Consider the following 11,927-nt stretch of genomic DNA (forward strand, 5'->3'; position numbering starts at 1 on the left):
AAAGGAGGAGGCCGCCAGGCCGGGGGACATTTGCGCCAGGGGCCTACCGGCCGCTGCGGGGCCCTGACGCGCGCGGCACGCCCGAACGGAGACCGCCCCCGTTGCATACGTGACCCAGCCACCCCGCCACGCGCGCATCGCCGTACGCCATCTACCAGGCAACAAGACGCTGCCCTCCGTTGGCAGAAGCACAAAAAAACGGGCCTTTCGGCCCGTCTTTTTCTTCCTGACGTCCCGGTCAGCCGCCGCCGCTGCTGCCGGCGTGGATGCCGCCTGCGGTCAGTGCCGCCGGATCCAGCAGCTTGCGCAACTCGGCTTCGGACAGACCGCTGTCTTCCTTGGCCACGTCCAGCACCGGGCGCTGCTCCTTGTAGGCGCGCTTGGCGATGGCCGCCGCCTTCTCGTAGCCGATGATCGGGTTCAACGCCGTCACCAGGATCGGATTGCGGTCCAGCGCCTCGCGGACGCGGTCCTCGCGCACCTTCAGCCCCGCAATCGCCGTATCGGCCAGCAGCCGCGAAATGTTCGCCAGCAGCCCGATTCCGTCCAGCAGGTTGGCCGCGATCAGCGGCAGCGTCACATTCAACTGGAAGTTGCCCGTCTGCCCCGCCACGGTGATCGCCGTGTGGTGGCCGATCACCTGCGCGCACACCATCACCGTCGCTTCGGGAATCACCGGATTGACCTTGCCCGGCATGATCGAACTGCCCGGCTGCAACGCCGGTAGTTCGATCTCGCCCAGCCCGGCCAGCGGACCGGCATTCATCCAGCGCAGGTCATTGGCGATCTTGATCAGCGCCACCGCCAGCGCATTGAGCTGCCCGGACAGTTCCACCGCGTCATCCTGCGCGGCCAGCCCTTCGAACTTGTTCTCCGCGCTGTCGAACTTGACCCCGGTCTGCTGCTTGAGCAGCTTGGCCACGCGCTCGCCGAAGCGCGGATCGGCGTTGATCCCGGTGCCGATCGCGGTGCCGCCCAGCGGCAGCCGGCGCAGCCGCTTGAGGCTGTCTTCGATGCGCTCTTCGGCCGAGGCCAGCTGGGCCGACCATGCGCCGAATTCCTGCTCGAAGGTCAGCGGCATGGCATCCATCAGGTGCGTGCGCCCGGTCTTGACCACCTTGCGCAGCGCGCGACCGCGCTTGTCGATGGTCTTGCGCAGATGCGCCAGCGCCGGCAGCAGTTGTTCCTGCACGCCCAGCAGCGCCGACACCCGCAGTGCGGTGGGGATCACATCGTTGGAGCTCTGGCCCTGGTTGACGTGGTCATTGGGATGCACCACCACCTTGCCGGCCTTGCCCGCACGATTGGCCAGCGTGGCGATCACCTCGTTGGCATTCATGTTCGAGGACGTGCCCGAACCGGTCTGGTACACATCGATCGGGAAATGCGCGTCATGCGCACCGTCGGCGACTTCGGCCGCCGCAACTTCGATCGCCTTGCCGATGTTCTTGGGCAGATGGCCCAGCTCGACGTTGACGGATGCGGCCGCGCCTTTGACCAGGCCCAGCGCGCGGATGAACCCACGCGGCATGCGCTGCCCGGACACCGGGAAATTGTTCACCGCACGCTGCGTCTGCGCGCCCCACAACGCATCCTCGGGCACCTGCAGCTCACCCATGCTGTCGTGTTCGATCCTGAAACCCTTGCTCATTGCATCACTCCGCGTTTCTTTCGGTTTGGAAAGGGAACCTGCGGCTGGCAACGGGCCTGATTCCCTGGCTGGCGGCTCTGCGCACGATACTCCCAAGCCGCGATGAAACCCAAGACCGGGTTTGATCGGCTAGACTCAAGATTCGTGTCCATTCAGAAAGCCTGCCGCCCCCATGGGTGACGACCCCCACAGTAGTTCCTGGCGTGCCGCCGCGCATGCATCGCCGCCCGCGCTTTCGGCCGGCCTGAACGCCACTCCGCGCCTTGCAGCCACGCTGCGCGGCCGCCGATGATCGGCAACCTGCTGCTCCTGCTGCTGGCCTTCGGGCTGGTGCTGCTCAACGGCTTCTTTGTGGCCGCCGAGTTCGCGCTGGTCAAGCTGCGCCACACCCAGGCCGTGGGCCTGGCCGCCAGCCATGGCTGGCGCGGGCGCCTGCTGCTGAACGTGCATTCGCACCTGGACGCCTACCTGTCGGCCTGCCAGCTGGGCATCACCCTGTCCTCGCTGGGCCTGGGCTGGGTGGGTGAACCGGCGTTCGCGCACCTGCTGCAGCCGGTGTTCGATGCGTTGGGCCTGAGCGCGGAGGCCTCGCAGCTGACCTCCTTCATCATCGCCTTCAGCGTGATTTCGTTCCTGCACATCGTGCTGGGCGAACTGGCGCCCAAGTCGATGGCGATCCGACGCCCGGACCGCATGTCGCTGTGGACGGCGGCGCCGCTATACCTGTTCTACTGGGCGATGTACCCGGCGATCTGGCTGCTCAACAACAGCGCCAACGCGCTGCTGCGGCTGGCCGGCTGGGGCGATGTGGAACACACCTCGCACCGTTACTCGCGCGAGGAACTCAAGCTGATCGTCGGCCGCCAGCAGCCCGCCGGCAGTGCGCCGGACCACGGCCTGACGCTGATGAGCCATGCCCTGGAACTGCCCGAACTGGTCGCCGGCGACCTGATGCGCCCGCGCGACCACATGCGTTCGTTCCGCGATGGCATGGCGCTGGCCGAGGTGATGGCCGAATTCGCCGAAAGCCGCTACAGCCGCTACCCGTGGTTCGACCGTGATGGCGAAGACGTGCTGGGCATCCTGCACATGAAGGACCTGCTGGTCGAAATCGCGCGTGGCAGGCCCACCGACGACCTGCGCGCGCTGCTGCGCCCGGCCAACCTGATCGCGCTGGAAACCCCGGTCCCCAGCGTGCTCGAACGCTTCCGTACCGGCACCACGCACCTGGCGCTGTGCATGGAGGAACATGGCCGCATCCTGGGCTTCTTCACCCTGGAGGACCTGCTGGAAGTGGTGGTCGGCGATATCGAGGACGAGCATCCGCACATCGTCAAGGACGCCCCCACCCGCGGTGCCGACGGCAGCCTGCTGGTGGCCGGTTCGACCTCGATCTTCCGCCTGGAGCGCCTGCTCGGCCACGACCTGGAGGCGCCGGAGCACCTCAATTCGGTCGGCGGGCTGATCGTCCACCAGCTGCAGCGCCTGCCCGAAGAGGGCGAGCAGCTGGCGATCGACGGGCATCAGTTCACCATCAAACGCATGGCCGGCCACCGCATCCAGGCCGTTACCGTACGCATGGCACAGGCCGAGCCGACCGGGGCAGCGTAGAATGACGGCCCCCGCCGTCATAGCCCCGCGCCTGCCATGTCCGAATTCGCCCTGCTCGCCCTGTCCCCGCTCGATGGCCGCTACGCCGGCAAGGTCGACGCGCTGCGCCCGATCTTCTCCGAATACGGCCTGATCAAGGCCCGCGTCAAGGTTGAAGTGGAGTGGCTGCTGGCGCTGGCCAACGAGGCGGGCATCGTCGAGCTGGCCCCGTTCTCGGCCGCCGCCACTGCTCGCCTGCGCGCGCTGGCCGATGACTTCGCCCCGGCCCACGCCGCGCGGGTCAAGGAAATCGAGCGCACCACCAACCACGACGTCAAGGCCGTGGAGTACTTCATCAAGGAACAGCTCAAGGCCGACGACGAGCTGGGTCCGGCGCTGGAATTCGTGCATTTCGCGTGCACCAGCGAAGACATCAACAACCTCAGCTACGGCCTGATCCTCGAGCAGGCCCGTCGTGACGTGCTGCTGCCCGGCCTGGATGGCGTGACCGCCACCCTGCGCGCCCTGGCCCACGCCCAGGCCGACCAGCCGATGCTCTCGCGCACCCACGGCCAGACCGCCTCGCCCACCACCCTGGGCAAGGAAGTGGCCAATGTCGTGGCCCGTCTGGAGCGCCAGCGCCGCCAGATCGCCGCGGTCGAGCTGACCGGCAAGATCAACGGTGCGGTCGGCAACTACAACGCCCATGTCATCGCCTACCCGGCAGTGGACTGGCCAGCCTTCGCCAAGCGCTTCGTCGAAAGCCTGGGCCTGGTGTTCAACCCGTACACCACCCAGATCGAACCGCACGACAACGTCGCTGAAATCGGCGATGCCGCGCGCCGTGCCAACATCATCCTGATCGACCTGGCCCGCGACATCTGGGGCTACATCTCGCTGGGCTACTTCAAGCAGAAGCTCAAGGAAGGCGAAGTCGGCTCCTCGACCATGCCGCACAAGGTCAACCCGATCGACTTTGAAAACGCGGAAGGCAACTTCGGCATCGCCAACGCCCTGTTCGAGCATTTCAGCGCCAAGCTGCCGATCAGCCGCTGGCAGCGCGACCTCACCGACTCCACCGTGCTGCGCGCGGTCGGCACTGCGTTCGGCCACACCCAGGTCGGCCTGGATTCGCTGGCCAAGGGCCTGGGCAAGCTGACGGTCAATCCCGAACGCCTGGACGCCGACCTCAACGCGTCCTGGGAAGTGCTGGCCGAAGCGGTGCAGACCGTGATGCGCCGGTACGGCCTGCCCAACCCCTACGAACAGCTCAAGGCCCTCACCCGCGGCCAGGGCATCACCGCCGAATCGATGCAGGCCTTCGTCGAATCGCTGGACCTGCCCGAAGACGCCAAACAGGGCCTGCGCGCCCTGACCCCGGGCGGCTACACCGGCCTGGCCGCCGACCTGGCCAAGGCGATCTGACGCTCGCGCTTACCGCGTGACCCCGGGAGGGACGCTGGCACCGCCGGCGTCCCTTCTTCGTTGTGGGCGACCGAGCAGCCGGGCATGGCCCGGCTCTACCGCCGCTGCGGTCTTTGCACTGCGTTACCGGGCGTGGGCGCCCTGTCGGCAGTCGGTCGGGACCCGACCCCAGCAAGTGCATCGCCGCTCTACCGCCCGCCAACGCCGAACACTGTCCGGAGGTGGCCGGGCAGCCTTGCCCAGGACCGTGTGTTGCCATGGATGGCAACACCGAGCCCCCAGGGACGGGTTTACGGCGTGTCCTGGGCAAGGCTGCCCGGCCACCTCACGCCATGGAGAATCGAAGCGCGGCAGTTGATGCAAGCCTCCCCGCATCCAAAACCCACACCACGCGCACCGCCCCACCACTCGCACTGCCGCGCTGCCGCCCGCAATCTCCCACTCCGCGACACCCCACCGCAGGTGCACATCCGCCCCAACCAGCGGACAATAGACCCGCTCGCGCCGGCCTACGCCGCGCCCCCGCTTTCCGTCTACACGCTCCAAGGATTCCCCCATGGCTGCCCGCAAGACCAAGACCCCCGTCATCGAAATCCAGGCCCGCCCCGGCCTCCCGCTGGGCATGCCCGCGGCCACCTTCCTGCGCGACTACTGGCAGAAGCGCCCCCTGCTCATCCGCGCCGCCTTCGCCGATTTTCAGACCCCCATCCAGCCCGAAGACCTCGCCGGCCTGGCTTGCGAAGACACCGCCCTCTCCCGCCTGATCACCCACGATCGCGCCACCGATGGCTGGAGCGTGCGCACCGGACCGTTCCAGGAAGAAGAATTCCCCGGCATGCCCGACCACGACTGGACCCTGCTCGTCCAGGACGTCGACAAGTGGGATCCGGACGTGCGCGCCCTCATCGGCCATTTCGACTTCCTCCCGCGCTGGCGCATGGACGACGTCATGGTCAGCTTCGCCGCCACCGGCGGCTCGGTCGGTGCCCACGTCGACCAGTACGACGTCTTCCTCCTGCAGGCCTACGGCCACCGCCGCTGGCAGATCGACGCCAGCGAATCCACCAAGGGCAAACGCCCCCCGCTGGACTTCCGCGACGACGTCGAACTCAAGCTCCTGCGCCGCTTCAAGCCCACCCACGACTGGGTCCTGGCGCCCGGCGACATGCTCTACCTGCCGCCCAACGTCCCGCACAACGGCGTCGCCGAAGACCCGTGCCTGACCTTCTCCTTCGGCATGCGTGCGCCGGCCTCGGCCGAGCTGATCAGCGATTACCTGGACACCCTCATCGAAGGCGCCGACGAGTCCATCCGCTATCAGGACCCGGACCTCACCGTGCCCGAGGACCCGAACGAAATCGACGTCGTGGCGATGAACCGCGTGGTCGAGGCGCTCAACGCCATCCGCATGAACGATCCCGACAAGCTCGGCGACTGGTTCGGCCGCTTCATCACCACCTACCGCGCTGCCGGTGAAGTGATGCCCGGCGGTGAGCCGGTGCAGCGCGAAGAAATCGAAGCTGCGCTCGCCGCCGGCCTGGACCTGCAGCGCCATCCGTGGGCGCGCATGGCCTGGCGCCGGGCCAAGCGCGGTGCCAGCCTATACTGCAGCGGCCTGGAATTCGCCTTGCCAGTCAAAGACGCCCAGCTCCTGGCCGCGACTGAACAGCTCGGCGCCGCGCTCTACCAGAAGCTCTCGGCCAAGGGCCGCGATGCCGTCCAGGAACTGGTCTCCGGCGGCTATTACCAGCTCTTCGACGCCCTGGCCTTCGATGACGAAGACGAATTTGACGACGAAGAAGAGGACGGCACCTTCGCCGAGGACGCCATCGTCGATGGCACCGAGGCGGTCGAGGTCGACAGCGCCCAGCCCGATGTCCACGAAGTGACCATCCACGACGACGGCATCGAAGTCATCGTCGATTTCGACGACACCGACGAGAGCGACGACGCCCAGGACGACGGCAAGGCGCCCTGAACATGGGCGCGTCCGGCATCCAGGTGGCCGTGGTCGACTATCCCGCGCAGCGCGACGCGCTGCACGGAGTCCGGCACCGCGTGTTCGTGGACGAACAGCGGGTGCCGGCCGAACTGGAGATCGATGCGCTCGACCCGCTGAGCGTGCACGTGCTGGCCAGCACTGCCCAGGGCGAGCCGATCGGCGCCGGCCGGCTCACCCCGGACGGCCGTATCGGTCGCATGGCCGTGCTGGCCAACGGGCGCGGCCATGGGGTCGGTGAGGCGATGCTGCTGGCCCTGGTCGAGGCCGCCCGCGCCCGCGGCTGGCGGGAGGTGAGCCTGCACGCCCAGTTGCCGGCCCGCGTGTTCTATACCCGCCAAGGCTTCCTGCCCGAGGGCGACGTGTTCGAAGAGGCCGGTATCGCCCACCAGCACATGCGCCGCGTGCTGGACGGGGCGGTCAACATCACCGCCTTTGATGAGGCGGTGGCGATCACCACCGCCCTGGTCCACCGTGCCCGCCGCCAGCTGTGGATTCACAGCCGCCAGCTCGACCCCGGCCTGCTCGACGCCCCGCCGGTGCTGGAGGCCCTGCGCCGCTTCGGCACCGCCCGCCATGACAAACAAGCCTGGCTGATCGTTCACGACGCCCCGGCCATCGCCCAGTCTGGCTCACCGCTGCCCGGGCTGCTGCAACGCCTGCCCAGCGTCTTCCGGGTACGCCAGGTCAGCGACCCGATCGACCGCGCCCTGGCCTCGGCCTGTCTGCTCAACGATGCCGGCGACTACTACTTTCGTCTGGGTGGGCACCGCTACGACGGTGAAGCCGCCCTCGCGCTGCCAGCACGTTCGCGACCGTTGCAGGACGGTTTGCAGCGCGTATGGGAACGTTCGCGTGAATGCAGCGAATTGCGCGCCATCGGTCTGTAGCTCACGCCACAGGCTCGAACCTGTCTGGGAATGACACCGCAGTCCACCCGGGACCGCCGCGGTGCCCCTTCCTGTCTCGATGGGGGTACAATTTGGGGAGTTAGATACCGCCCGCGCAGGGCTATTCACTTTTCCCTGCCGGATCATCGAAGCCTTACCCCACAAGCGAATCCGACCCTCCATCGTGGACAATCTACTGAAGCAGTTTGCGCAGTCTTCGCAGCTCGCCGGCGGCAACGCCTCCTATATCGAGGATCTGTACGAGCAGTACCTCGTTTCTCCGGACAGTGTCGATCCCAAATGGAAGACCTACTTCGACGGCTTCAAGGGCCGCGAAGCCGGTGACATTCCGCACTCGGCCGTCATCGCCCACATCACCGACGCTGCCAAAAACGCTGTCAACAGCGGTACGGCCACCGGTGCCGGCGACGAGCGCGAGCGCAATGTCGGCCGTCTGATCACCGCCTATCGTTCGCGCGGCCACCTCGGTGCCCGTCTGGACCCGCTGGGCCTGACCCCGCCGACCAACCCGCCGGATCTGGGGCTGCCGTTCCACAGCCTGTCCGAGAGCGACCTGGGCAGCGAGTTCAGCACTGGCGGCATCGCCGGCCAGCCGCGCATGAAGCTGCGCGATCTCCTCGAGCGCCTGAAGAAGACCTACACCGGCTCCATCGGTGCGGAATTCATGCACATCTCCGAGGTCGAGCAGCGCCAGTGGCTTTATCAGCGCCTGGAGACCACGGGCGGCAACTACAGCCTGGATGCCGACACGCAGCGTCGCACCCTGGAGCGGCTGACTGCGGCCGAAGGCCTGGAGCGCTACCTGCACACCAAGTACGTCGGCCAGAAGCGCTTCTCGCTGGAAGGCGGCGACTCGCTGATCCCGATGATGGACACCATCATCCGTGACGCCGGCAAGGATGGCGTCAAGGACGTGGTCGTCGGCATGGCCCACCGTGGCCGCCTGAACGTGCTGGTCAATACGCTGGGCAAGAGCCCGCGCAAGCTGTTCGACGAGTTCGAAGGCAAGTTCGAACACGACGACCACGCCTCGGCCGGCGACGTGAAGTACCACATGGGCTTCTCGGCCGACATCGCCACCCCGGGCGGCGCGGTCCACCTGGCGCTGGCGTTCAACCCGTCGCACCTGGAAATCGCCGACCCGGTCGTGGCCGGCAGCGTGCGCTCGCGCCAGGAACGTCGTGGCGATACCGAACGCAAGCAGGTGATGCCGATCCTGATCCACGGCGACGCGGCCTTCTCCGGCCAGGGCGTGGTGATGGAGCTGTTCCAGATGTCCCAGGCCCGCGGCTTCGCCGTCGGTGGCACGGTGCACATCGTGGTCAACAACCAGGTCGGTTTCACCACCTCCAACCCGCTGGATACGCGCTCCACGCGCTATGCCACCGACGTGGCCAAGATGATCGCCGCACCGGTGCTGCACGTGAACGGCGATGATCCCGAAGCGGTCGTGTTCGCCGCCAAGCTGGCCTTCGAGTTCCGCCAGAAGTTCGCCAAGGACGTGGTCATCGATCTGATGTGCTACCGCCGTTGGGGCCACAACGAGGCCGACGAACCGGCGATCACCCAGCCGCTGATGTACCAGGTGATCCGCAAGCACCAGACCACCCGCGAGCTGTATGCCGCCCAGCTGGAAGCCGCAGGCGTCATTCCGGCCGACGGTGGCAAGGCGCTGGTCGATGCGTACCGCAACAAGCTCGATGCCGGCGAAGTCACCACCGAGCTGGCGGCGGTCGAAAAGACCCCGGCCACCAGCAAGATGTACGTCGACTGGCCCAAGCTGCTCAACGGCAAGCTCTCCGACGCGGTGTCCACCGCCGTGGGCATGGAGAAGGTCAAGCAGCTGGCACAGCTGATCAACACCGTGCCCGAGGGCGTGGAGCTGCACTCGCGCGTGGCCAAGGTCTACGACGACCGTCGCAAGATGGCCGCCGGCGAGATCCCGGGCGACTGGGGCTTTGCCGAAAATCTGGCCTACGCCACCGTGCTGGACGAAGGCAACAGCCTGCGTCTGGTCGGCCAGGACGTCGGCCGCGGTACGTTCACCCACCGCCACGCGATCCTGCACGACCAGAAGACCGACAACTACTACCTGCCGCTGCGCCAGCTGGTCGAGTCGCCGGAACAGGCCACCATCATCGATTCGCTGCTCAGCGAAGAAGCGGTGATGGCTTATGAGTACGGCTTCTCCACCACCGATCCCAACACCCTGTGCATCTGGGAAGGCCAGTTCGGCGATTTTGCCAACGGCGCCCAGGTCGTGATCGATCAGTTCATCGCCGCCGGCGAAGCCAAGTGGGGCCGCATCACCGGCCTGACCCTGCTGCTGCCGCATGGTTACGAAGGCCAGGGCCCGGAGCACAGCTCCGCGCGCCTGGAGCGTTTCCTGCAGCTGTGTGCGCTGGAGAACATGCTGGTGTGCGTGCCGTCGACCCCGGCGCAGGCGTACCACATGCTGCGTCGCCAGATGCGCATGACCACCCGCAAGCCGCTGATCGTGATGTCGCCCAAGTCGCTGCTTCGCCACAAGCTGGCCGTGTCGACCCTGGAAGAGCTGGCCAACGGCGAGTTCCAGCACCTGATCGGCGATGCCAAGGCAGAGAGCAAGAAGGTCAAGCGCGTGGTGCTGTGCTCGGGCAAGGTCTACTACGACCTGCTCGAAGACCAGACCAAGCGTGGCCAGGACGATGTCGCCATCATCCGTGTCGAACAGCTGTATCCGTTCCCGCGCGTGGCACTGGCAGCGGAGCTGAAGAAGTACGGCAAGGCGGCCGATGTGGTGTGGTGTCAGGAAGAACCGCAGAACCAGGGTGCCTGGTACCAGATCCGTCACCACCTGCAGGCGTGCCTGGCCGATGGCCAGAGCATCCATTACGCAGGTCGCGCCCGTTCGGCATCGCCGGCCGCTGGACACATGGCTGACCACATCATCGAACAGCAGAAGCTGATCGCCGATGCCCTGGTCAACCCGTTCAACGACTCGGTCGCTGAATAACTCCCTCCCTCATTCTAGAAAAGACAAATCAGGAAGCTCCCGCATGGCCACCGAAGTCAAAGCCCCGGTACTGCCCGAATCCGTCGCCGACGGCACCATCGCCACCTGGCACAAGAAGGTCGGCGATGCCGTCAAGCGCGATGAAAACCTGCTTGATCTGGAAACCGACAAGGTCGTCCTGGAAGTGCCGTCGCCCGTCGATGGCGTGCTGAAGGAGATCAAGTTCGAGGTCGGCGCCACCGTGACCTCCAGCCAGGTCGTGGCCATCATCGAAGAAGGCGCCACCGCCGCTGCTGCGCCGGCCGCCGAAGAGAAGAAGGCTGACGCCGCTCCGGCCGCTGCCGCACCGGCAGCCGCTGCCCCGGCCGCTGCTGCGGCGCCGGCACCGGCCACCAAGTCGGCTGCCGACGCCCTGCCCCCGGGCGCCCGCTTCTCGGCCATCACCGAAGGCGTGAACCCGGCCGACGTGTCCGGCACCGGCCGTCACGGTGCGGTGACCAAGGAAGACATCGTCAACTTCGCCCGCAACGGCGGCGCCGGCAAGGCCGGTGGCGCACGTCCGGAAGAACGCGTGCCGATGACCCGCATCCGCAAGCGCATCGCCGAGCGCCTGATGCAGTCCAAGAACAGCACGGCCATGCTGACCACCTTCAACGAGGTGGACCTGTCCAAGGTCTCGGCCGCGCGCAAGGATCTGCAGGACGAGTTCGTCAAGGCGCACGGCATCAAGCTGGGCTTCATGAGCTTCTTCGTGAAGGCCGCCGCCAATGCGCTGCAGCGCTTCCCGCTGGTCAATGCCTCGATCGACGGCGATGACGTCATCTATCACGGCTACTCGGATATCTCCATCGCCGTGTCGACCGACAAGGGTCTGGTGACCCCGGTGCTGCGCAACGTCGAGCGCATGTCCTTTGCCGACATCGAGAAGACCATCGCCGACTACGCCAAGAAGGCCCGTGACGGCAAGCTGAGCCTGGAAGAACTGCAGGGCGGCACCTTCACCGTGACCAACGGCGGCACCTTCGGCTCGCTGCTGTCGACTCCGATCATCAACCCGCCGCAGAGCGCCATCCTGGGCATGCACGCCATCAAGGAGCGTCCGATCGCCCAGAACGGCCAGGTCGTGATCGCGCCGATGATGTACCTGGCGCTGTCCTACGATCACCGCATCATCGACGGCAAGGACTCGGTCCAGTTCCTGGTGGACATCAAGAACCAGCTGGAAAACCCGGGCCGCATGCTGTTCGGCCTGTAAGGCCTCCCGCCCCTCCGCGCCTGCGCGGAGGGGTTCTGGTTTTACGGCAATGCACCGCACTGCCCTGCTCCCTCCCCGGCGCCTGCTCGCCACCGGCTTCA

At 66.8% G+C, this 11,927-nt stretch carries 7 protein-coding genes; 6 read left to right on the top strand and 1 reads right to left on the bottom strand.

The genetic code is table 11. From position 1 onward, the window contains the following. Positions 1-238 precede the first annotated feature (238 nt). Positions 239-1,651, bottom strand: a complete 1,413-nt coding sequence (locus NR101_RS05245; protein ID WP_256775536.1) for a class II fumarate hydratase — start codon at positions 1,649-1,651, stop codon at positions 239-241. A gap of 288 nt (positions 1,652-1,939) precedes the next feature. Between NR101_RS05245 and NR101_RS05250 the strand changes: the two genes are divergently transcribed. The 6 genes from NR101_RS05250 to sucB all read left to right on the top strand — a co-directional run bounded on the left by NR101_RS05250 (position 1,940) and on the right by sucB (position 11,826). Then, the gene (locus NR101_RS05250; protein WP_256775537.1) at positions 1,940-3,262 is read left to right on the top strand and encodes a hemolysin family protein; all 1,323 of its coding nucleotides are present in this window, start codon (positions 1,940-1,942) and stop codon (positions 3,260-3,262) included. A 36-nt stretch (positions 3,263-3,298) separates the two neighbouring features. Further along, positions 3,299-4,666 (top strand): adenylosuccinate lyase, encoded by a 1,368-nt coding sequence (purB, locus tag NR101_RS05255; protein WP_256775538.1) that lies wholly within the window; start codon positions 3,299-3,301, stop codon positions 4,664-4,666. A 556-nt stretch (positions 4,667-5,222) separates the two neighbouring features. Beyond that, positions 5,223-6,644 carry a cupin domain-containing protein gene (locus tag NR101_RS05260; RefSeq protein WP_256775539.1) on the top strand — a complete coding sequence of 474 codons (1,422 nt, stop codon included), beginning with the start codon at positions 5,223-5,225 and terminating at the stop codon, positions 6,642-6,644. Positions 6,645-6,646: 2 nt separating this feature from the next. Next, entirely contained in the window at positions 6,647-7,555 is a 909-nt protein-coding gene (locus NR101_RS05265) for a GNAT family N-acetyltransferase (protein WP_256775540.1), read from the top strand. Between the two features lie 184 nt (positions 7,556-7,739). Further along, positions 7,740-10,571, top strand: a complete 2,832-nt coding sequence (locus tag NR101_RS05270; RefSeq protein WP_256775541.1) for a 2-oxoglutarate dehydrogenase E1 component — start codon at positions 7,740-7,742, stop codon at positions 10,569-10,571. A gap of 43 nt (positions 10,572-10,614) precedes the next feature. Beyond that, positions 10,615-11,826, top strand: a complete 1,212-nt coding sequence (gene sucB / locus NR101_RS05275) for a dihydrolipoyllysine-residue succinyltransferase (RefSeq protein ID WP_256775542.1) — start codon at positions 10,615-10,617, stop codon at positions 11,824-11,826. Positions 11,827-11,927 lie beyond the last annotated feature (101 nt).

The organism is Stenotrophomonas sp. Ste86 (assembly GCF_024519465.1).
In the GTDB taxonomy this organism is placed as follows: Bacteria; Pseudomonadota; Gammaproteobacteria; order Xanthomonadales; family Xanthomonadaceae; genus Stenotrophomonas.

Excerpts from the sequence above, each read along its gene's own strand:
- NR101_RS05250 (WP_256775537.1), top strand. The coding sequence starts at position 1,940 with ATGATCGGCAACCTGCTGCTCCTGCTGCTGGCCTTCGGGCTGGTGCTG.
- purB (WP_256775538.1), top strand. The coding sequence starts at position 3,299 with ATGTCCGAATTCGCCCTGCTCGCCCTGTCCCCGCTCGATGGCCGCTAC.
- NR101_RS05260 (WP_256775539.1), top strand. The coding sequence starts at position 5,223 with ATGGCTGCCCGCAAGACCAAGACCCCCGTCATCGAAATCCAGGCCCGC.
- sucB (WP_256775542.1), top strand. The coding sequence starts at position 10,615 with ATGGCCACCGAAGTCAAAGCCCCGGTACTGCCCGAATCCGTCGCCGAC.
- NR101_RS05265 (WP_256775540.1), top strand. The coding sequence starts at position 6,647 with ATGGGCGCGTCCGGCATCCAGGTGGCCGTGGTCGACTATCCCGCGCAG.
- NR101_RS05245 (WP_256775536.1), bottom strand. The coding sequence starts at position 1,651 with ATGAGCAAGGGTTTCAGGATCGAACACGACAGCATGGGTGAGCTGCAG.